Annotated in this window: 19 protein-coding genes and 2 pseudogenes; 12 read left to right on the top strand and 9 right to left on the bottom strand. The window is 71.2% G+C overall.

The features are described from left to right. Window position 1: 1 nt before the first annotated feature. From AB0O07_RS29905 to AB0O07_RS29870, 8 genes are all read right to left on the bottom strand, one after another. A complete protein-coding gene (locus AB0O07_RS29905) occupies window positions 2-1,699 on the bottom strand; it encodes a family 43 glycosylhydrolase (RefSeq protein ID WP_365639038.1) in 1,698 nt (565 codons plus the stop codon). Next, the gene (locus tag AB0O07_RS29900) at window positions 1,696-2,565 is read right to left on the bottom strand and encodes a PmoA family protein (RefSeq protein WP_365639035.1); all 870 of its coding nucleotides are present in this window, start codon (window positions 2,563-2,565) and stop codon (window positions 1,696-1,698) included. The genes AB0O07_RS29905 and AB0O07_RS29900 overlap by 4 nt, the downstream gene beginning before the upstream one ends. Then, on the bottom strand, window positions 2,562-3,815 hold the full coding sequence (locus AB0O07_RS29895) for a Gfo/Idh/MocA family oxidoreductase (RefSeq protein WP_365639032.1): 1,254 nt from the start codon (window positions 3,813-3,815) through the stop codon (window positions 2,562-2,564). The genes AB0O07_RS29900 and AB0O07_RS29895 overlap by 4 nt, the downstream gene beginning before the upstream one ends. After that, window positions 3,812-4,693, bottom strand: a complete 882-nt coding sequence (locus tag AB0O07_RS29890; protein WP_365639212.1) for a carbohydrate ABC transporter permease — start codon at window positions 4,691-4,693, stop codon at window positions 3,812-3,814. Before AB0O07_RS29890 ends, AB0O07_RS29895 begins: the two co-directional genes overlap by 4 nt. 32 nt (window positions 4,694-4,725) lie before the next feature. Next, complete coding sequence (locus tag AB0O07_RS29885) at window positions 4,726-5,682, bottom strand: sugar ABC transporter permease (RefSeq protein ID WP_365639029.1); 957 nt, start codon at window positions 5,680-5,682, stop codon at window positions 4,726-4,728. Between the two features lie 75 nt (window positions 5,683-5,757). Next, complete coding sequence (gene araD, locus AB0O07_RS29880) at window positions 5,758-7,554, bottom strand: L-arabinonate dehydratase (RefSeq protein ID WP_365639026.1); 1,797 nt, start codon at window positions 7,552-7,554, stop codon at window positions 5,758-5,760. Further along, on the bottom strand, window positions 7,551-8,462 hold the full coding sequence (locus AB0O07_RS29875) for a dihydrodipicolinate synthase family protein (RefSeq protein WP_365639023.1): 912 nt from the start codon (window positions 8,460-8,462) through the stop codon (window positions 7,551-7,553). Before AB0O07_RS29875 ends, araD begins: the two co-directional genes overlap by 4 nt. Next, entirely contained in the window at window positions 8,449-9,105 is a 657-nt protein-coding gene (locus tag AB0O07_RS29870; RefSeq protein ID WP_365639021.1) for a GntR family transcriptional regulator, read from the bottom strand. The genes AB0O07_RS29875 and AB0O07_RS29870 overlap by 14 nt, the downstream gene beginning before the upstream one ends. Before the next feature lie 219 nt (window positions 9,106-9,324). Here AB0O07_RS29870 and AB0O07_RS29865 point away from each other — a divergent pair, with 219 nt between their 5' ends. The 12 genes and pseudogenes from AB0O07_RS29865 (at window position 9,325) to AB0O07_RS29810 (ending at window position 20,295) form a co-directional block, all read left to right on the top strand. Beyond that, window positions 9,325-10,608, top strand: coding sequence for an extracellular solute-binding protein (locus tag AB0O07_RS29865; protein WP_365639019.1), 1,284 nt, complete (start codon window positions 9,325-9,327; stop codon window positions 10,606-10,608). Next, window positions 10,608-11,606, top strand: a complete 999-nt coding sequence (locus AB0O07_RS29860; RefSeq protein ID WP_365639018.1) for a sugar ABC transporter permease — start codon at window positions 10,608-10,610, stop codon at window positions 11,604-11,606. The genes AB0O07_RS29865 and AB0O07_RS29860 overlap by 1 nt, the downstream gene beginning before the upstream one ends. After that, complete coding sequence (locus AB0O07_RS29855) at window positions 11,603-12,499, top strand: carbohydrate ABC transporter permease (protein WP_365639016.1); 897 nt, start codon at window positions 11,603-11,605, stop codon at window positions 12,497-12,499. Before AB0O07_RS29860 ends, AB0O07_RS29855 begins: the two co-directional genes overlap by 4 nt. A gap of 7 nt (window positions 12,500-12,506) precedes the next feature. Further along, window positions 12,507-13,205 (top strand): hypothetical protein, encoded by a 699-nt coding sequence (locus AB0O07_RS29850; RefSeq protein WP_365639014.1) that lies wholly within the window; start codon window positions 12,507-12,509, stop codon window positions 13,203-13,205. Between the two features lie 248 nt (window positions 13,206-13,453). Beyond that, window positions 13,454-16,231 carry a Tat pathway signal sequence domain protein gene (locus AB0O07_RS29845; RefSeq protein WP_365639012.1) on the top strand — a complete coding sequence of 926 codons (2,778 nt, stop codon included), beginning with the start codon at window positions 13,454-13,456 and terminating at the stop codon, window positions 16,229-16,231. A gap of 94 nt (window positions 16,232-16,325) precedes the next feature. After that, window positions 16,326-16,895: pseudogene (locus tag AB0O07_RS29840) on the top strand (class I SAM-dependent methyltransferase); the annotation flags it as partial. A 16-nt stretch (window positions 16,896-16,911) separates the two neighbouring features. Further along, a pseudogene (locus AB0O07_RS29835) lies at window positions 16,912-17,022 on the top strand (short-chain dehydrogenase); the annotation flags it as partial. A gap of 212 nt (window positions 17,023-17,234) precedes the next feature. Then, the gene (locus tag AB0O07_RS29830; protein WP_365639010.1) at window positions 17,235-17,516 is read left to right on the top strand and encodes a GNAT family N-acetyltransferase; all 282 of its coding nucleotides are present in this window, start codon (window positions 17,235-17,237) and stop codon (window positions 17,514-17,516) included. Further along, complete coding sequence (locus AB0O07_RS29825; protein ID WP_365639007.1) at window positions 17,513-18,301, top strand: class I SAM-dependent methyltransferase; 789 nt, start codon at window positions 17,513-17,515, stop codon at window positions 18,299-18,301. Before AB0O07_RS29830 ends, AB0O07_RS29825 begins: the two co-directional genes overlap by 4 nt. A 510-nt stretch (window positions 18,302-18,811) precedes the next feature. Further along, window positions 18,812-18,946 (top strand): DUF6192 family protein, encoded by a 135-nt coding sequence (locus AB0O07_RS29820; protein ID WP_365639004.1) that lies wholly within the window; start codon window positions 18,812-18,814, stop codon window positions 18,944-18,946. Window positions 18,947-19,103: 157 nt separating this feature from the next. After that, window positions 19,104-19,838, top strand: coding sequence for a DUF6193 family natural product biosynthesis protein (locus AB0O07_RS29815; RefSeq protein WP_365639001.1), 735 nt, complete (start codon window positions 19,104-19,106; stop codon window positions 19,836-19,838). Between the two features lie 40 nt (window positions 19,839-19,878). Beyond that, window positions 19,879-20,295: a hypothetical protein gene (locus AB0O07_RS29810; protein WP_365638999.1), complete on the top strand. Its 417-nt coding sequence runs from the start codon at window positions 19,879-19,881 to the stop codon at window positions 20,293-20,295. Window positions 20,296-20,404: 109 nt separating this feature from the next. On the opposite strand, the gene AB0O07_RS29805 is transcribed toward AB0O07_RS29810, so the two are convergent. Then, complete coding sequence (locus AB0O07_RS29805) at window positions 20,405-21,169, bottom strand: hypothetical protein (RefSeq protein ID WP_365638996.1); 765 nt, start codon at window positions 21,167-21,169, stop codon at window positions 20,405-20,407. Between the last annotated feature and the right edge of the window lie 6 nt (window positions 21,170-21,175).

The raw sequence follows: 21,175 nt of genomic DNA, 5'->3' as shown, positions 1-21,175 counted from the left end.
GTCAGGCCGGTGGGGCGGGGGCCGGAGGGGCGGGCCGGGGTGGGAGATCCGTGGCGCGGAACGTGGTGAAGACGGCCGTCCCCGCCGTCCCCGCCGCGCCCGCCGGCCCCTCCGGGGTCCCGTCCCCGGTTCCGGCACCCGCCCCACCCCTCGGCGGCGCCGTGGCGAACAGGGCCACCTGCGCCCCGCACCACCCCCACGGCGCCGCCGCGTAGGGCTGCCCCGAGGCGCGGAAGCCGTCGCCCGTGTCGGCGGCGAACCAGCACCGGGCGCCCGGGGTGACCTCGAAGCGCAGGGCGGCGCGCCCGTCCGGGGCCGGGCGCGGGGGCGCCGCGTCCCGTTCATGGCTGCCGCCGACCTCCATGAAGCGGTGCACCAGCGCGACCGTGCCGTCCGCACCGCGCTCCAGGCCGATCCAGGTGAACGTGTCCCCGAGCACGGCGAGCCCCGCCTTGGCGCCCGTTCCGTCGCCCTCGTGACCCCCCGCTCCCTCGCCCGGCCCGACGCCCGTCTCATCGCCCGGCCCACACCCCTCCAGGGCGAGTTCGACCGTGACGGTGAAAGACTCGGCGGGCAGCCGCTGCACCAGCGCGCCCGGCAGCAGCCGCAGGTCATGGGCGTCCGGGGTCCGCCGGCAGGCCAGTCGCAGCCCGTCGCCGTCACCGGGGAGCGCCTGCCCCGGCACCGGGTTCGCCGCCCACTGCCACTGCGGCCCGAAACCGCCGCCGGGGAAGTCGTCGTCGGTGGCGGGCGCCCGTACCTCCGGCGGTGCGACATGCGCGGGCAGGGCCGGTTTCGGGTGTACGGTGACGGGCTCGCCCCCGGCCCCCACCACCGGCCACCCCGCCTCGTCCCGGCGCAGCGGCTGGAGGTGGACGACCCGGCCGTACGCGCCCCGGTCCTGGAAGTGCAGGAACCACTCGTCTCCCGCCGCCCCCGTCACCCAGGCGCCCTGATGCGGCCCGTTGACCTCCGTACGCCCCTGCGCCAGCACCACCCTCTCCTCGTAAGGGCCGAAGAACTCCCGTGCCCGGAAGGCCCCTTGCCACCCCGTGGCGACGCTCCCGGCCGGGGCGAGGATCCAGTACCAGCCGTCCCGCCGGTAGAGCTTGGGGCCCTCCAGGGTGAACCAGCCGGGGAGCAGGTCCCCGTCCACCACGGTCCGCCCGGCGTCCAGCAACTCCCTTCCGTCCGGGGACATCCGGTGCCCGGTCAGCCGGTTCTTCACCCCCGACCGGGACTTGGCCCAGGCGTGCACCAGATACGCCTCGCCGCTCTCCTCGTCCCACAGCGGGCAGGCGTCGATCAGCCCCCGGCCCGCCTTGAGGAGATGGGGGGTTGTCCATGGGCCCTCGATCGAGGGGGAGTTGACCTGACAGACACCGCGGTCGGGGTCGCCCCAGAAGATCCAGAACCGGCCGTCGTGGTGGCGCAGCGCGGGCGCCCACACCCCGCGCCCCGGCTGCGGTACGGCGAACTCCTCCGCCGGGTCCAGCCGCTCCAACGCATGCCCCACCAGGGACCAGTTGACGAGATCCCTGGAGTGCAGCAGCGGCAGCCCGGGCACCCGGCCGAAGCTGGAGGCGGTCAGGTAGTAGTCGTCGCCGACCCGGATCGCGTCCGGGTCGGACCAGTCGGCGTTCAGCACCGGGTTGCGGTACCTGCCGTCGCCGAGGTCGGCGGTCCACGGCCGGCTCATGCCGCCACCGCCTGACGGGCCAGGGCCGCCGCGTCCGGCCGCGCGAGACGTCCGTCCGCGACCACCGTGACCACCCGCCGCGCCAGGCTCGCCCCGGCGGCCAGCGGCAGCCGCCGCGCCCAGGCCAGCGCCGAGCCCACCCCCGGGTAGCCGCCGGTGCGGACGAACCACGGGTCGCGCCGGGTCTCCTCGTTGGCCCCGGCGAAGACCAGCGTCCACCGCCGGCCGGCCAGCGCCAGCCAGGGCGCCGTGGTCCCGTGCACCGCGTCCTCGCCGCTCGCCTCCTCGGTGAAGACCTCGGACCGGCCCGCCTCCTCCTTGGGGGCCCGCCAGAAGAAGCCGCCGTACCCCGCCCCGGGGCGCCCGTTGGTGGCCGGGCTGCCGAACGAGAGTCCCCCGCCCGACACATTGGTCAGTGCCGAGGTGAAGTCGAGGGCCCAGGCCCTTGAGTTGAGGGCCAGCACACTGATCGTCCGCCGCTCCTTGAGGAGTTCGCGGCCCTCCCGTACCCACGAGAGCTCCTGCACACAGCCGTCCGGGTCGCGCAGCAGCCAGCCGGTGTGTTCCTGCGCGCCGTGGTTGTCGAGCGCCACGGGTCCCTGGTCGCGCACGTACGTACGGCCGCCCCAGAAGTTGACCCCCGACACATCGGGCACGGCGACCGACACCCCGAGGTGGTGGGTGTGGTCCGGTGGAAGCACCTCGGTGACGGTCACACCGCCGAAGGTCCGTACGGGGTGGAGGTACGGGCGGGGCGCGAGGGCCCCGGGCAGCGGCGGGGGCACATGGTGGTAGCCGGCGACCGGGCGGGCGTCGCAGCGCAGGGTGGTGACCGCGGGGGCTCCGGAGAGCCGTGGCTCGCTCATCGGGGGTCTTCCTTCGTCGGCTGCATCGGCTGCGTCGGCTGTGTCGGTTGCGTCGGCGGCACGGCCCAGTCCGCGCCCAGTTCGGAGAAGGTGGCGAGGGTCTCCGCGCTCGCCGCGACCAGCGCGTCGATGCCCCGGACGACCCGGCGCTGCGCCCGCTCGCCCGGGGCGGAGTACCAGGCTCCGGCGGGGAGCGGGGCGGGGAGCGGGCCGGTCCTGATCGCCTCGACGATCCGGGTGAAGGCGCCGGTGCGGACGGCGGGGACGAGGAGATCCGTACCGTCGCGGAGATGTCCGACCAGGTTCTCCAGCAGGTCGGTGCGCCCGTGCGCGGAGTCGGCCGGGGCTCCGCCGCCCTCGGGGGCCGCCCCGTCGCCCCCGGTGCGTTCCACCCGTACCCGGTCCTGCTTGTACCAGAAGGTGATCCTGCCGCGCTCGCCGTGGACCACCACATACGGCTCCCCGGCGCGCTCCGCGCAGAGGGTGACCGCCACCGTGATCCGGGTGCCGCGCGCGGTCCGTACCCGCAGGCAGCTCGTGTCGTCGGCCTCGATGTCGTTGGCCCGGAACTGTTCCAGTTCGATCTCCGCGATGTCCTCGGCCCGTTCGCTGCCGTCGAGGCGGAGCGCGGTCGCCACCGCGTGGGCCAGCGGGTTGGTGAGCACCCCGTCCACCACGTCCCGCCCGTCCAGCGAGCGGCGCCCGGCCCAGGGCACCCGGCGGTAGTACGCGTCGTCCCGTACCCACGCCCCGGCCGCGCCGATCCCGGTCACCGCGCCGATCGCGCCCTCGGCGACCAGCGCGCCGATGGCGTCGACGGCGGCCGAGCCCAGCGACTGGAAGCCGACCTGGCAGACGGTGCCCCGGGCGGCGAGCCCGGCGAGGAGCCGCTCGTACTCCGCGTACGACGGTGTGGTCGGCTTCTCCAGCAGGGTGTGCACCCCGTGATCGGCGGCGGTCAGGGCGAGTTCGGTGTGGGTGTGGATCGGGGTGCACAGCACGGCGATCCGGGCGCCCGTACGCTCCAGGAGCGCGCCGAAGTCCGCGGACTGCTCGACAGCGCCGAAGCCGGCCAGCTCCTCCGGGGTCAGCGGGGACAGCTCGCAGACGCCCACCAGCCGTACCAGCCCGGCCTGTTCGAGCCTGCCGATGTTGACCAGGTGCGTACGGCCATGACCGCGCGCCCCGGCGAGCACGACGGGCAGCGGGCCCTGGACGGGCGGTGCGGTGCCGGTGGCGGACGGCGTCATCCCTTCACCGCCCCGGCGCTGAAGCCGCTGATCAGCCACTTCTGGATGAACGCGAAGACGATGACCACCGGCACCGCGGAGATCACACCGCCGGCCGCCAGCGCCCCGAAGTCCACACTGTCCGAGCCGATCAGGGTGGAGAGGCCCACCGGGATCGTCTGCCGGTCCTGCTCCATCAGGAACATCAGCGCGAAGAGGAAGTGGTTCCAGCTGTGGACGAAGGCGAAGGAGCCGACGGCGATCAGCCCGGGGCGCAGCATCGGCAGCACGACGATACGGAACGCCTGGAACCGTGAGCAGCCGTCGACCCACGCCGCCTCCTCCAGCGAGTACGGCACGTTCTTCACGAAGCCGCTGAGCAGGATGATGGAGAGCGGGAGCTGGAAGACGGTCTCCGCGATGACCACGCTCACCGGGGAGTTGATGAGCTGGAGGTTCTTGAAGATCTGGAAGAGCGGCACCAGCATCAGCGCGCCCGGGATGAACTGCGAGCAGAGCAGCGCCAGCATGAAACCCTGCTTGAGCCTGAAGTCGAAGCGGGCCAGGGCGTATCCGCCGGCCAGCGCGACGAGCGTCGTACAGAGCAGGGTGAACACCCCGATCAGCGCGCTGTTCTGGAAGAAGACGGAGAAGCTCCGCTCGTTCCACACCTTCGCGAAGTGCTCGCCGGTGGCCGGCCACGGCACCAGCGAGGTGGACCCTGCCGGGCGCAGCGAGAAGAGCACCATCCAGTAGAACGGCACGAGCGTGAAGAGGAGATAGAGGCCGAGCGGCAGATGGATCTGCCAGCGGGGCACCTCGTCGAAGCGGCGCCCGCGCCGTCGCCGCCGGGTGGGCGGGGGTACGGGGCCGCCGCCGCCCGGGTCCCGGGCGCTCAGCCCCTGCTGCTCGCTCTCGGCGATGGCGGTGGTCACTTGTGGTCGCCTCCGAACTTGCTCAGGCGCAGATAGAGGATCGAGCAGAAGAGGAGGATCACGAAGGCGACGGTGGTCAGCGCGGTGGCGTAACCGAAGTCGTGTGCCTCGAACCCGGTCACCGCGACATAGAGCGGCAGGGTGGTGGTGACACCGGCGGGGCCGCCCTTGGTGAGGGTGAGCAGCAGGTCGACGTTGTTGAACTCCCACACCGCCCTGAGCAGGGTGGAGAGGATGATCGCGTCCCTCAGATGCGGCAGGGTGATGTGGAGGAACTGCTGGAAGCGGTGGGCGCCGTCGACCGAGGCCGCCTCGTAGAGATCGCCCGGGATGGACTGGAGGTCGGCGAGGATGAGGATGGCGAAGAACGGTACGCCGCGCCAGAGTTCGGCGAGCACGGCGGCCCAGAAGACGGTGCCGGTGTCCGAGAGCACGGAGGAGCCGTACTCCCCGATCCCGGCGTCCGCCAGGTAACGCCCCACGCCCGTCGAGGGGTTGTAGAGGAGCAGCCAGATGGTGGTGGTGAGGACCCCGGAGACCGCCCAGGGCGAGAAGACCAGGGAGCGGGCGAGCGCCCGGCCCAGGAAGGTCTGGTTGACGAGGAGCGCCAGCACCAGACCGAAGGCGAGCTGGAGGGTGACCTCGGTGACCACCCACTTGGCGCTGAAGAGCAGGCTGTCCCAGAACAGCGGGTCGTCGGTGAGGATCCGCCGGAAGTTGTCGAGGCCCGCGAAGCCGTTCCGCCAGGGCTTGGTGGGGTTGTAGTTCTGGAGGCTGTAGTAGAAGACGCTGAGCATCGGATAGGCGATGAACCCCAGCATCAGCAGCCCGGCGGGGGCGATCAGCAGATACGGCAGGCTGCGCGGCGCCGTCCCGGTACCGCGCCCCGGCGTGCGGGTCCCGCGGGCCGGCCGGGGCGGGGCCCCGGGGTCCCGCGTCACAGCAGAGGCCATGACGTGCTTCTCCGTTCGGTGGGTGAGAGCCGGCGTACCGGCCGGTGGGCGCAGGCCCGGGCGGCCGTCCGTACGTCAGCCGACGTACGGGTCGGGCACCTCGCCCGGCCTGGCCAGGAAGGCGAAGTCGCAGCCGGTGTCGGCCTGGGTGATCTGCTCGTCGTAGAGGGCGCCGTACCCGCGCTCGTAACGCGGCTCCGGCTCCGTCCACTCGGCCCTGCGCAGCGCCAACTCCTCTTCGCTCACATGGAGATGGAGGGAGCGGGCGGCGACGTCCAGGGTGATGGAGTCGCCGGTGCGGACCAGGGCGAGCGGACCGCCCACATACGACTCGGGCGCGATGTGCAGCACACAGGCGCCGTAACTCGTGCCGCTCATCCGGGCGTCGGAGAGCCGCACCATGTCCCGTACGCCCTCCTTGAGGAGGTAGTCGGGGATCGGCAGCATCCCGTACTCCGGCATCCCCGGGCCGCCCTTGGGGCCGGAGTTGCGCAGCACCAGCACATGGTCCGGGGTGATGGCGAGCGCCGGGTCGTTGATGGTGCGCTGCATCGTCCGGTAGTCGTCGAAGACGACGGCCGGGCCGGTGTGGCGGAGGAGGTGCGGCTCGGCGGCGATGTGCTTGATGACCGCGCCGTCCGGGCAGAGGTTGCCGCGCAGCACCGCCACCCCGCCCTCGTCGGCGAGCGGGTTCTCGCGCGGGCGGATGACCTCCGGGTTGTGGACCAGCGCCCCGGCGAGCTGCTCGCGCAGGGTGGCATGGGCGACGGTGGGGCGGTCGAGATGGAGGACGTCGGTGAGGCGGGAGAGGAAGCCGGGGAGCCCGCCCGCGAAGTGGAAGTCCTCCATCAGGAACCGGCCGCCGGGGCGGACATCGGCGAGGACCGGCACGGTCCTGGCGATCCGGTCGAAGTCGTCCAGGGTGAGCCGGATCCCCGAGCGGCCCGCCATCGCGATCAGATGGATGACGGCGTTGGTGGAGCCGCCCAGCGCCAGCACGGTGGTGACGGCGTCCTCGTACGCCTCCCGCGTCAGCACCCGCGATAGCCGCGCCCCGCTCCGGACCAGCTCCACGATCCGGCGCCCCGAAGCGGCGGCCATCCGGTCGTGCCCGGCGTCCACCGCCGGGATCGAGGAGGCGCCCGGCACCGTCACCCCCAGCGCCTCGGCGGCGGCGGTGAGCGTGGAGGCGGTGCCCATGGTCATACAGGTGCCGGGGGAGCGGGCCAGCCCGTTCTCCAGCTCGGAGAGTTCGGCGTCGCCGATCAGCCCGGCCCGCTTGTCGTCCCAGTACTTCCACATGTCGGTGCCGGAGCCGAGCACCTCGTTCCGCCAGTGCCCCGGCAGCATCGGACCTGCCGGGACGAAGACGGCCGGCAGGTCCACGCTCGCGGCGCCCATCAGCAGCGCGGGCGTCGTCTTGTCGCAGCCGCCGAGGAGCACCGCGCCGTCCACCGGGTACGAACGGAGCAGCTCTTCGGCCTCCATCGCCAGCATGTTCCGGTAGAGCATCGGGGTCGGCTTCTGGAACGTCTCGGAGAGCGTCGAGACGGGGAACTCCAGCGGGAAGCCGCCCGCCTGCCACACCCCGCGCTTCACCGCCTGGGCGCGGTCGCGGAGATGGACATGGCAGGGGTTGATGTCGGACCAGGTGTTGAGGACCGCGATCACCGGCTTGCCGAGGTGCTCCTCGGGGAGGTAGCCGAGCTGGCGGGTCCTGGCCCGGTGGCTGAAGGAGCGGAGCCCGTCGGTCCCGTACCACTGGTGACTGCGCAACTCCTCGGGGCGTACGGCTCCGGCGGGCGCCGGCCCGGGGCGTACGGCATCCGGGCGTGCCTCCTCGGGGCGTATATGCCCCTGGTCCCCGGTCATACCGCCCACCCCGCCACCAGCCCGGCGACGGCCGCGCGGCGCTCCTCCGGCAGCTCCCGGCTCGGTGGGCGGAGGGCGCGGCGGCAGAGCCCCAGCGCGGCCAGCGCCTCCTTCACCACCGCCACGTTGTCGGCGGACTGGCGCACCGCCCGCAGCTCCTCGAAGGGCCTGATCTGCTCCCAGACCTTCATCGCCGCCGCGTGGTCCCCGGCGCGCAGCGCCTCCAGCATGGCGAGCGAGACCGCCGGGGCGACATTGACCAGCCCGGAGGTGAAGCCGGTCGCGCCGCCCGCGAAGTACGAGGGCGCGTAGAGCTCGGCGAGCCCCGCCACCCACACGAAGCGCTCCAGACCCGCGTCACGGGCGAAGGCGGCGAAGTGCGCGGCGTCCGGCACGGCGTACTTCGCGCCGATGACATTCGGGCACGCCTCGCCGAGCGCCCGCAGTGTGCCGCCCTTCAGGGCCGGGTTCCGTACGTACGGTACGACGCCCAGCTCCGGTACGGCCTCGGCGATCGCCCGGTGGTAGTCGAGCCAGCCGCCCTGCGAGACATAGGGGTGCACCGGCTGGTGGACCATCACCATCTGGGCGCCGGCCGCCCGGGCGTGGACCGCCGCCGCCACGGCGGTCCCCACGTCGAGGCCGACCCCGACCAGGACCGTGGCCTCGTCCCCGGCCTCCTCGACGGTCAACTCCGTGACGGCGCGCCGCTCTTCGGCGGTGAGCGCGTAGTACTCACCGGTGTTGCCGTTCGGCGTGAGGGTGCGTACGCCGCCGTCGAGCAGCCTGCGCAGCAGCGCGCGGTGGGCCGCCGTGTCGAGGGTGTCCTCGGCGGTGAACGGGGTCACGGGGATCGCCACGACATCGGCGAGCGCGTCCCGTGCCGCCGTGAGATCAGGGCTGGTCATGCGCGGTCTCTCCTTCGGGGAAGGCCCGGTGCAGGAATGAGGCGATGTGGTCGTGGAGCGCGCCGGCCGCGCCCTCGGGGTCACCGGCGAGGGCGAGCCGCAGGATCTCCCGGTGCTCGCCCGCCTCCCGCTCCCAGGACGGGACGGCCGCCCAGGCCACCGCCGACACCAGGGCCGCCTGGTCCCGTACGTCGTCGAGCATCCTGGCCAGCAGCGGATTGCCGCACGGCAGATAGAGCGAGCGGTGGAACTCCCGGTTGGCCAGGGAGCGTTCGCCCCGGTCCGTGGCCCGGTCGGCGCGGTGCAGCGCCGCCCGCGCGGGCTCCAGGGAGGCGCCCCGGGCGAGCGAGCGGCGCAGCGCCGCCGGCTCCAGCAACAGCCGTACGTCATAGACCTCGTGGGCCATCGCGGCGTCGACGGTCCGTACGGTGGCGCCCTTGTACTGGCTCATGACCACCAGACCGGTGCCGGCCAGCGTCTTGAGCGCCTCGCGCACCGGGGTCTTCGACACCCCGAACCGCGCGGCGAGTTCGGTCTCCACCAGGGCCTGGCCAGGAGGGAGACCACCGGTGAGGATGGCGTGCTTGATGGCGTCCTGGACGTACTGGGTGCGGGAGGGGATCGGGGCGGGGGCGAAGGCCATGGGCGCGCTCACCTGTCATCTCGCGTCTCATATATGACGTACGGAGTACGACGCGGATGAAGCTAGGACGGCGTTTCCGGGTCCGTCAATGGGTCTGACGGAAGAAAGAAAGCGCTTCAACAGATGTCGTCGGAACCATTGACGAATCAGCCCGAGGTCCTTAATTTCTAGCGGCAAGCGCTTACCTAAAACGATTCAATTCCATGTGAGGGGCGAGCTATGTCTCCGTCGGGGAGCGTCGACAGACGCGGCCTGCTCAAGATCGCGGGCGGCTCGCTGGCCGCGCTCGGCCTCACCGCGGCCGGCTGCGGTTCCGGCAGCGGATCGGGCGGCGGCGAGGTCACCCTCCGGTACGCCTGGTGGGGCGCGGACGACCGCGCGCAGCGGATCAACAAGACGATCAAGCTCTTCGAGGCGAAGTACCCGAAGATCAAGATCAAGACCGACTTCCAGCCCTACCAGGACTTCTGGAAGAAGTTCAACACCCAGGCGTCCGGGGGCAATCCGCCCGATGTCTTCCAGAACTCGATCACCTTCCTGCGCAAGTACGCCAAGAACAACGTGCTGCTCGACCTCAAGCAGCAGGTCGGCGCCGGCCACCTCGACATGGACGGCTTCCGGGCCGGACTCGCCACCTTCGGCGAGGTGGACGGCAAGTTGCTGGGCGTCCCGGTCGGCTCCAACTCCATGGCGCTGGTCATCGACGAGAAGGTGTACCGGAAGGCCGGCATCACCCCCCGGCCCGGCTGGACCTGGGACGAGTTCGACGCCGCGATGCGGAAGATCCGGGACACCCAGGGGGTGGCCGGGGACAGCGGGATGTACGGCGTCATGTACCTCTACGACCTCTACCTCCGCCAGCACGGCAAGGCGTTCTTCACCGCCGACGGGCTCGGCTTCACCGAGGCCGACCTCACCGACTGGTGGACGAAGGCGGAGGCCGGGGTCAAGTCCGGTATCTACGCGGAGGCGAGCAAGGTCGCCCAGGTCAGGCCCAAGTCCGCGCTGGCCGCCGAACTCGCCGCCGGCGAGTTCACCTGGGACAACTTCACCGTCCGCTACACCTCGGAGGGGACGAGCGAGTACGGCCTCGCCCCCATCCCGACCACCGACGGCAAGAAGACCGGCCAGTACCTCGGCTCGCTGATGCTCAGCGCCTCCCGCCGTACCCAACACCCCCAGGAGGTCGCGCAGTTCATCAGCTTCATGGCGCACGACCCCGAGGTCGGCCGGATCATGGGGTACGACCGGGGCGTCCCCGCCACCACCGCCCAGTACGAGGCCTTCAAACCCACCGACGAGGTCAACCAGCAGATCGCCGCGTACGAGGAGCGACTGGTCAGCAGCGGAGTGCTGGAGCCGATCACCCCGCACCCGGCCGGCGCGGACGTCGCCGAGGCGGCGTTCCTCCGGATCGCCGAGGAGATCGGCCTGGGCAAGCGGCCGGTGGACAGCGCGGTGAAGCAGTTCTTCACCGAGTCGAAGACGGCGCTCGGCTCCTGATGGGAACCACGGTGGCGAGCGGGGCGCCCACCGCGGCCGGGCCCCGCGCCTCGGCGGCCGCACCGCGGGCCGGCCGGCACCGCCCCGGACCCCCCGCCGCCGGACGGCGGGGCCGCCGGGAGAACCTGGCCGGCCTGCTCTTCATGTCGCCCTGGATCGCGGGGTTCCTGATCCTCACCGCGGGGCCGATGGTCGCCTCGCTCTACTTCGCCTTCACCGACTACAACCTCTTCGACGCCCCCCGCTGGATCGGCCTCGGCAACTTCACCGAGATGTTCGCCGACGACCGCTGGCGCCACTCGGTCTCGCTGACGCTCTGGTACGTCGTGATCGGCACCCCGCTCAAACTCGCGGCGGCGCTCGGCGTGGCGCTGCTGCTCGCCCAGAGCCGCCGGGGACAGGGTTTCTACCGGGCCGCGTTCTACGCCCCTTCGCTGGTCGGCGCCAGTGTCTCCATCGCCATCGTCTGGAAGGCGATCTTCTCGGACGACGCCCTGATCGACCGCGCGCAGCGCGCCCTCGGCTTCTCGGCGGGCGGCTGGGCGGGCAACCCCGACCTGATCGTCTACAGCCTGGTGGCGCTCACGGTCTGGCAGTTCGGCGCGCCCATGGTGATCTTCCTCGCCGGGCTGAAGCAGGTCCCGGTCTCGCTCTACGAGGCCGCCGAGGTCGACGGGGCCGGGGCGGCGCGCCGGTTCTGGAGCATCACCCTGCCGATGATCTCCCCGGTCCTCTTCTTCAATGTGCTGCTGGAGACCATCCACTCGTTCCAGATCTTCGGCTCCGCCTACATCCTGGGCGGCGCCGGCGGCACCTGCGGACCGGCCGACGGCACCCTCGTCTACACCTGTTACCTCTACATCCAGGGCTTCGAGAACAGCCGGATGGGGATGGCCTCCGCCATGGCCTGGATGCTGCTGCTCGCGGTCGGCCTGGTCACCGCGGTGCTGTTCTGGTCCCAGCGGCGCTGGGTGCACTACGAGGAGGCGAGCCGATGAGCGCGGTACGTACGGAACCGGCGCCCGCCCCGGCCACGGCGGCGCGCGCGGCCCTCCGCCGCCGCACCGCGGGCTCGGCCGCCTGGCACGCCGGGTCGCTCGCCGTGCTCCTGGTCGTCCTCTACCCGGTGTTCTGGGTGATCGGCGGCTCGTTCAAGCCGAACAACGCGATCGTGGGCAGCCTCGACCTCTTCCCGCTGACCCCGGTCACCGAGAACTACACCCGCCTCGCCAACGGCATCGCGGACATCCCGATCTCCACCTTCTTCGTCAACTCCACGCTCCTGGGCCTGGGTTCGGTGGCCGGGGTGCTGATCTCCTGCTCGCTCGCCGCCTACGCCTTCGCCCGGATCCGGTTCGCGGGCCGCAATCTGCTCTTCACCCTGATGATCGGGACGCTGCTGCTCCCGTACCACGTCCTGCTCATCCCGCAGTACGTGCTCTTCCAGAAGCTCGAACTGATCAACACCTACACGCCGTTGCTGCTCGGCAAGTATCTGGCCACCGACGCCTTCTTCGTCTTCCTGATGATGCAGTTCATGCGGAACCTGCCGAGGGAGCTGGACGAGGCGGCGCGGCTGGACGGGTGCGGGCACGGGCGGATCTACTGGTCGATCGTGCTGCCGCTCTGCCGGCCCGCGCTGATCACCAGCGCGATCTTCACCTTCATCAACGCCTGGAACGACTTCATGGGCCCGCTGATCTACCTCAACGAGCCCGACAAGTACACCGTCTCGCTCGGCCTGAAGATGTTCGTCGACCAGGACGGGGTGGCCAACTACGGCGGCATGATCGCCATGTCGCTGATCGCCCTGCTGCCGGTGCTGCTCTTCTTCCTCGCCTTCCAGCGCCATCTGATCGACGGCATGGCGACCTCCGGACTGAAGGGCTGACCCGGCCATGCCCCCCGCCCCGCCCCCGGCCGCGTCCCCGGCGCCCCTGTTCCGCCTCCGCGCCCGGGCCGCGCGGCGCGGTACCGCCCGGCGCCGTACCGCCCGGCCGGATTCCGCCCCCCACCGGGCCTCCGCCGTCTTCGCACTCTTCACCGAGGCGCTGCTCACCGGTGTCTGGATCGCGCTCGCCTCGCTGCCGCTGCTCACCTACCCCGCCGCTTTCGCCGCCGGCGCCCGCCATCTGCGCCGGGTGCTCGGCCACGAGGCCGCCACCTGGCGGGAGTTCACGGCGGACCTGCGGGCCGCCGCCCGGCGCGGCTGGCTGGTCGGGGCGGCCGGATGGGCGGCGCTCTGGCTGCTCTGGGCGGACCTGACGGTGGTACGGGCCGGACTCCCCGGGGGCGCCTTCGCGGGCACCGTCGGGGTCCTCGCCTTCCTCGCCGTCTCCGTCGCCGGGCTGCGCGCCGCCGCCCGCTGGGTGCCCGGGGCCTCCTGGCGGGCCCTGCTCCGTACCGGGGCGAAGACCACCCTCCGGGACCCGGCCGGTTCGCTGCTGCTGGTCTGCGGATGCGCCGTGGTGCCCGTCTCGGCGTGGCTCGCCGTACCGCTGGCGGCGCCCGCGCTCGGGGTGGTGATGGCCGCCGCGCTGGCGGTGGAGCGCCGGGGGAGCGGGGGGCGCGGGGCGCGTCGGCGCCGTACGGAGTGAGGCGCGGGCCGCGCCGTACCCGTACGTACGGGACCGCCGGCCCGGAACGGAACCCCGCCGCACCTGCCGCCCGTACGCCGGTATGCCGGTCCGCCGGTCCGCCGGTCCGCCGGTCCGCCGGTCCGTCCGCCTGGCCGCCATGTGCCCCTGTCCGCCTGTCATGCGCACGTAAGAACCCACGTAAGAAACCACGTAAGAAACCACGTAAGAACTACGTCCATGCGAAGAACCCCTGGGAAGGACTGCCGATGTCACCGATTCCCCGCAGGTCCGTGCTGAAGGCCGCCGCCGTCGCGGGCGCCGCCACCCAGGCCGGCTGGGCCCTCGGCGCGGGCCCGGCCCAGGCCGCCGACCCGGCAGGCGCCGCAGGCGCCGCCGTGCCGGGTGCCCCCGTCACCGTCCGCTGGCTGGAGGGCGAGAACCCCGGCGCGGCCCCCGGCTCCACCTTCGGCGTGCCCTGGCCGCGCGGCGCCCACCGGGCCGGTACGGCGTTCGCGCTGACCACCGGGGACGGCGCGGCCGTCCCCGTACAGAGCTGGCCCACCGCCTACTGGCCCGACGGCTCCCTCAAGTGGACCGCGCACGCGGTCGGGACCGACGGCTCCGGCGCGGTCGCCCGCGCCGACCGCCTCACCCTCGCCGCGGGGCGGCCCGCCGCCCCCGCCCGTAAGGTCACCGTCACCGAGACCCGCCGCGCCATCACCGTCGACACCGGCGTCGTCCGGGCCGTCATCCGCCGGGACGGCGACCAACTTGTCGAGTCGCTGACCCGGGACGGCAGGTCGATCGCGACCGACGGCCGGCTGGTCCTGCTCCGCCAGGGGGAGCTGGGCGACGCGGAGACCACCGACACCGGCCGGGCCCAATGGGAGCGTTTCGACGGGGAGATCGGCAGCGCGAAGGTCGAACAGACGGGACCGGTAAGGGCGGTGGTCCGGATCGACGGCAAGCACCGCAGAGGGAGCCGGAGTTGGCTGCCGTTCAGCGTCCGTCTCTACTTCTACGCCGGTGCCGACTCCTTCCGTATGGTCCACACCATCACCTACGACGGCGAGCAGACCCCGGGGAGCACCCAGGGCGACTTCATCCGGGGCCTCGGGGTGCGCTTCTCCGTACCGATGCGCGACGCCGCGTACGACCGCCACATCCGGATCGCGGGCGAGGGCAAGGGGTTCCTGACCGAGGCCGTCCAGGGCATCACGGGGCTGCGCCGCGACCCCGGCGCCGCCGTACGGTCCGCGCAGGTCAGGGGCGAGAAGCTGGCCGACCCGGCCACCTGGGACCAGCGGGTCACCACCCGGCTCGGCTATATCCCCGAGTGGGGCGACTACACCCTCTCCCAGCTCTCCGCCGACGGCTTCACCCTCCGCAAGCGCACCACCCCGGGCCACGGCTGGATCACCGCGGGCGGCGGGCGCCGCGCCTCAGGCTTCGGCTACGTCGGCGGGGTGAGCGGCGGACTCTCCTTCGGGCTGCGGGACTTCTGGCAGAAACACCCCGCGCAGCTCGACATCCGGGGCGCGGCGGGCGACAAGGCCGAGGTGACCCTCTGGCTCTGGTCGCCCGAGGCCCGCCCCATGGACCTGCGCTTCTACCACGACGGCATGGGCCAGGAGACCTTCCCCGAGCAGTTGGAGGGCCTCAACATCACCTACGAGGACTACGAGCCCGGATTCGGCACCCCCTACGGCATCGCCCGCACCAGCGAGCTGATGTTCTGGGCCAACGCGGCCACCCCCACCGCCGACCGCCTCGTCGCCCAGGCCCAGGCCGTCCGTACCCCGCCCCAACTGGCCGCCGGCCCCGAGGACCTGGCGCGGGCGGGGGTCTTCGGCGGACTCTTCGCCCCGGTGGACCGCTCCGTCCCCGCCAAGGCGAAGATAGAGGACCAGCTCGACTTCCTCTTCACGTACTACCGGGAACAGGTCGAGCAGCGCCGCTGGTACGGCTTCTGGGACTACGGCGACTTCATGCACACCTACGACGAGGACCGCCACCAGTGGCGGTACGACGTCGGCGGCTACGCCTGGGACAACTCCGAACTCTCGCCCGACCTCTGGCTCTGGTTCGCCTATCTCCGCTCCGGCCGCGCCGACATCTTCCGCTTCGCGGAGGCGCTGACCCGGCACACCGGCGAGGTCGACGTCTACCACCTCGGCGAGTGGGCGGGGCTCGGCACCCGGCACGGGGTGCAGCACTACGCGGACAGCGCCAAGCAGCAGCGCATCTCCACCGCCGTCTACCGCCGCCCGTACTACTACCTCACGGCGGACGAACGCGTCGGCGACCTGATGCGCGCGCAGGTCGACTCCGACGAGACGTTCCTCGTCCTCGACCCCATCCGGAAGATCCGCACCGAGCCGTACGAACCGGACCGCAACGCCCTGTCCATCGGCTTCGGCACCGACTGGAGCGGGCTCGCCGCCGGGTGGCTCACCGAGTGGGAGCGGCGCGGCCCGCAGGCGGCGAAGGCGGAGGCGCGGCTGCGCTCCACGATGGCGACGATCGCCGCCCAGCCCAACGGCTTCGTCCAGGGCTCGGGGCTGTACGACCTCGACACGGGCCGGTTCGCGGTCGCCGCCCAGCCCAAGGTGGACGTCTCCCACCTCTCCGCGATGTTCGGCCTGGTCGAGATGTGCGCGGAACTGATCGGCCTGATCGACCTGCCGGAGTTCAAGGCGGCCTGGCTCGACTACTGCCGCTACTTCAACGCCACCAAGGCCGAACAGCGCGAACGGTACGGCACCGACTTCGGCAGCCTGCTCCTCTTCCAGGGCCACTCCCGCCAGGACGCCTACGCGGCGGCCCAGTCGGGAGACCCGGCGCTGGCGGCGCGGGCCTGGCAGAAGTTCTTCGACAGCGACGCGTACACCTCGGAGATGTCCTGGGAGAAACACCGCATCGAGGGCCCGGACGTGCTCGAACCGGGCTGGGAGAACCTGCGGGTCAACAGCAACGAGACGGCCCTCTTCGGACTGGCGGCGATCCAGAACCTGGCGCTGGTGGGCGACACCATCCCGGAATGAGGCCACAGGGGGCCGGCGCCGACCGGCCCATCCCCTCCCGTCACCCGCCACTGACAACCAGGGCGTTGTCAGTGGCGGGTGACACCATCGGAGCATGACCGCCACCGACTGGGACACCGCCGCCGACACCTTCGACCAGGAGCCCGATCACGGGCTCCGCGACCCTGCCGTGCGCGCGGCCTGGGCCGCCAGGATGAGCGCGTGGCTGCCCGCCGCGCCGGGGCGGGTGCTCGACCTCGGGTGCGGTACGGGAAGTCTCGCCCTGCTCGCCGCCGAGCGGGGCCACCGGGTGGTGGGGATCGACCGGTCGCCGCGGATGGCGCGGCTCGCACGGGCCAAGCTGGCCGGGAGCGGGGCCGCGGTGGTGGTCGGGGACGCCGGACGACCGCCGGTGGGGGAGCGGCGGTTCGACGTGGTGCTGGCCCGGCATGTGCTGTGGCTGCTGCCGGAGCCCGAGGAGACGGTACGCCGCTGGTCGGGGCTGCTGCGGCCCGGCGGGAGGCTGGTACTGGTCGAGGGGGTGTGGAACGGCACGGGACTGCCCGCCGACCGGGTCGTCGCGGCGGCGCGGGGACTCGGGGCGGGCGTTCGGCATGAGGCACTGTCCTCGGACGCGGGCCTCTGGGGGCGCGCTGTCGAGGACGAGCGGTACGCGGTCATCGCCGGTGATGTGGCCGTGGCGGGGGGCGCGTCGGCCGGCCGTGGCCCTGACACCGGGAGGGACGCGTTCGGAGATCACGCCGGAGAACTTCGGCGTGACGGAGGGGACATGGCACGACGCGCTGGAGCGTGAACGGACCGCGGCCGCCCTGGCCGCCGACCGTCGGCAAGCCCGCCGACGCGATCGGCTACCGCTGAGCTTGTTCTTTATCTACCTGTCCCGCCTCACGACACCTTCCTTCCGTCTCACAGGGCGTTGTTGGGTTCGGAAGTCGGAGAGAGAGTGTTATCTGAAGCAGCGGTCCTGACTCGGAAGGGACAACGGCCTTGAACAATGCTGACCATGCCTTCCTTGGTTGCTCCAGCGATACCTGTCGGTGCCTTTGCCGCTTCGGATCAGCCGACGCTGCCGATCGGGAGCGGTGTGTTACTGCGTCCTTGGCGGATCACCGATGCCGAGGACGTGACGGAAGCGTTCCAGGACCCAGAGATCCAGCGTTGGCACGTGCGCAGGGCTGACTCCGTGGAAGAGGCACGAGAGTGGATAGAGGGCTGGCAAGGAGGTGAGGGCGATCGGGAGCGGTCCGGAACCGAACTGGTGCAGCGCACGTCTCCCGCACCGTGATCTCAAGCGAGCGCCAAGAGCACGCGATTTCCACGAGGCTGGTCTCGCCGTCCTCAGCGAGTGTGGATCCGTCGAAAACCAACGACTACAACGGGTTCGCCGAGGCGTACACGGCCGCAAACGAAACCAACCTGGTCAATGCCTACTACGAGCGACCCGCGATGCTGGCCCTCGCTGGAGACGTGGCCGGTCGTCGGATCCTCGACGCGGGCTGCGGCTCGGGGGCCCTGTTTGCCGGGCTGCGCGACCGTGGCGCCGTTGTGAGTGGCTTCGACACGAGTGCCGGGATGCTGGAGCTGGCTCGGCAGCGGCTCGGCGACGGTGCGGATCTGCAGGTGGCGGACCTGGGCAGTCGGCTTCCTTACGCTGATGACTCGTTCGACGATGTGGTGGCGTCCCTGGTGCTGCACTACCTGGAGGACTGGGGGCCGGCGCTGGCCGAGCTGCGACGCGTACTCAGGCCCGGCGGTCGGCTGATCGCGTCTGTCGACCATCCCTTTGCCGTCAACCTCATACATGGCGAGGCCGGTCGTGAGGGCGAGTGCAACTACTTCGACACCACCAAGTGGACCGTGGAGTGGACCGTCGGCGGCCACACCGCTCTGGTGAGCAGATGGCACAGGCCGCTGCACGCGATGATCGAGGCATTCAGCGGGGCCGGTTTCCGGATAACGGTCATCAGCGAGCCGGATCCGGATCCCGCCGCCCGCGAGCTGTTCCCCGAGGTCATCGCGGCCGAGCCGCGCTTCCTGTGCTTCCTGTTCTTCGTCCTGCAGGCGGTCTAGGGCCTATGTGACGGCGTGGTGAACCGGTTGTCTCCAGGGAGGCGTCGGTCCAGATCATTGAAGATTGTTCGGGCAGGTCACGTCGCGGCGCAGCAGGAACTCAGGGGTGGGGCTCGCGGAGCCCCTCCCCGCTTCGTACGGTGAAGAGCATGGGCGGTGACAAGGTGCCCCGGCTGCGGTTGGTCGCCATTGCGGCCGACGAGGGCGGGCCGAGGTTGTGCCGGGGGTGCGGTGATCTGTTGATGCCGTCGGCGAAGTCGAGGGGTGAGCCCGCACGCCGCCGGACCGTGGGGCCGCTTCGGACGCCGGGTCCGTACGCTCTTCCCGCCGGGGGCGAGGCGGTCGGAGCGTGCGAAGCGGAGGGTTTCCAGGGCGAGTTGACGGCGCGGGCCGGGTGTCGTCCCCCGGGGGCTCGTGGGGTGGTGTCCGCATGACCAGGATGGTCGGGAGTGTGACCCGGCAGCGCTACGACGAGCTCGTGGAGCCGGGCGGGGCTGGGTCGCTGAGAAGGTGGACGCGATCCACGACCTGGCCGCCGGCGACCAGGTGGCCGCGAAGGTGGCCACGGACTTCCTGCGCCGGCCCGCAGTCGCTTCGAAGGCCATGGCCGACGATTGTCCGGACTGCGGTCTGACTGCCGCCTGATCTCAATAAGACCAGGTCAACAGCGGTAGGCCTGGACAGGTCGTTCTGCACACGTGCTACTTGTGATGACCGTCGCACTGGGCCGTTCCCCGGGCCAAGAGTGGCGGTGCCTGGTTCGCGAGACCGACCGGATGATCGCTGCGGCAGAATCAGATCCATGGCCACGTCAATTGATCCTGCTGCTCTGTATCCCGACGTTGCTTCGGAAGGGAGCCTCGCCGCGGCACTCCGAGCCGCCGCAATCAAGGAAGGCTTCTCGGTCCCGTTCACCGCCTCGGCATCCGACCTACTACGTCACGCCGTCGTCGCGAGCACCGTTCCACAACGGACGATCTTGGAGATCACCGCGTGGGTAGCCGAACGGCGGTGGTCAATCCGCGGCTGCGAGTCATTCCAAGGCATGGCGCTGATCGACGGAACCACGCAGGATCTGGCCCAGGTCGCCAGGGCGGCGCAAGCCTGGCACGACGGGGCAGCGCTGGCCGACATCTCCCGAGCCGCGTCGTTCGTGCACCTCACTGGCCGCTTCGAGGTGGCCGATCACGATCCGGTGCGACTGGCCGAGTCCGAGTGGCAGCACCTGCTCACGGAGGCAGACGAGGTGGACTGGCCCGAGTATGGCGCCCTCGTGAAGGCGGCATACGCTCAACCGGCACTGCGGGGGCTCTACCCATTCACGAGCCACTGGACGCTGCGATTCTCCACCAGTACTCGCCCTCGCCTCACGGTCATTCCGCTTTGCCTGGACGCGCATCGGGACAGCCGCTACACCCTCAGTGCCAGCATCATGGGTGACGTTCTTGTCGACACGATCACGGTGGCGGACGCCGTGTCGACAGCCGTGCGCCATCTGCCCTCCGGCCTTGGGCCTGTCACTACTGGAGCCGCTTGAGAAGCATTTGGTCTCGGGTGGAACGATGACGTGCATGGACTTGCCTCAACCTGATGATCTGAGCTCGCTGGTTCTGCGTACCGACTTCAGCAGCGAGGCGGCATGGGAGACGGTGCAAGCAGCGGTCGACGGCTCGGGCGACTACCGCAACGCGACTTTCGTCAGTGACTCCTCCTTCACCGATGTCGGTGTTCAGGCGTTGGTCGACGCGGATGCTGCCGCTGATGACGACGACAAGCTGCCTTATGTGTTCCTCGCTGACGCGACCACCATGACCGGCGAGGAGCATCTGCTCCTGGCCGTCGACCTGTATGACGAACCCGGCCGGACGTTCCGGGTTCCGCCCCGTTGGTACGCCGATGTCTCCAACAACCTGACCATCGCCAACATGGACTTCTCGGAGTTCGCCGACGCCACCGACGAATCGGACACGTACTACGGCTTCGAGGACGGCTAAGCACGCACGGCGATTTTCGCCCCCCTCCTCGGGCAGGCCCCGACCGTGGCCTCGTGATGAGGGGCATGCCGAGGTCGGTAGGACCACCCTGGCTGCTGCCGCGGCTTCGTTAGGGTCGCGCGCAGTCGCCGAGCTCCAGCTTGCGGGTGTGGAAGTGTTCCCGGAACCCGCGCCACTCGTCCGTCGCGGGTTCGCGGTACTCCGCTGCGGGTCGTGTCGCTCGCCGCTGGTCGAGGAAGGCCCGGTAGGAGCGGATCAGATCCTCCTGGAAGACGGCCAGATACGCCTCCGTGGTGCTCGTACGGGTATGGCCGAGCAAGCGAGCGGCGATGTGGACGGGCAGTCCGCCGGCCATGTCCTCGATCAGTACCATCTCCGGCCGGTGCTGGAAGCGCGTCTTGGGTCGGACCCCCCGGCGGCTGATGCGGCGATAGCGCCGGCCTTCGTGGTCGAAGATCTCTCCGACGGCGGTGACTTGGGCTGCGGCCAGCAGTTTCTTCTGCGTGCTGTGACGGGTTTCGGTGGTGTTCACCGGTTCGGGGAGTCGGGGCAGCCGTTCGCGTACCCGTTGGCGCATTTTGGCCCGGACCTTCTTCTTGACCTTGGTGAACCCGCCGGTGTCGCTCTCGCGGACGGGACTGGGGACGGCCCAGGCTGCCCAGCCCGGGTCCTCCAGAGCCCACTGCTGGATGTCCAGGTAGAGGGCACGGACTCCGGTCAGCACGGCGGTCCGGGTCTGGCGAGGGATGGGGGCCTTGCCCTCCCGGGTGGTGAATCTGATCCGTTCCTTCCCTGTCTCGGCGACCTCTGTGGGCAGGTCCAGGGTGTCGATGCCCGGGTGGTGTTTCTCGATGTCGGCCCAGAAGGCGCCCACCAGCCG

The organism is Streptomyces sp. NPDC093085 (assembly GCF_040683935.1).
GTDB lineage: Bacteria > Actinomycetota > Actinomycetes > Streptomycetales > Streptomycetaceae > Streptomyces.
This window is presented reverse-complemented; position numbering and strand designations above follow the sequence as displayed.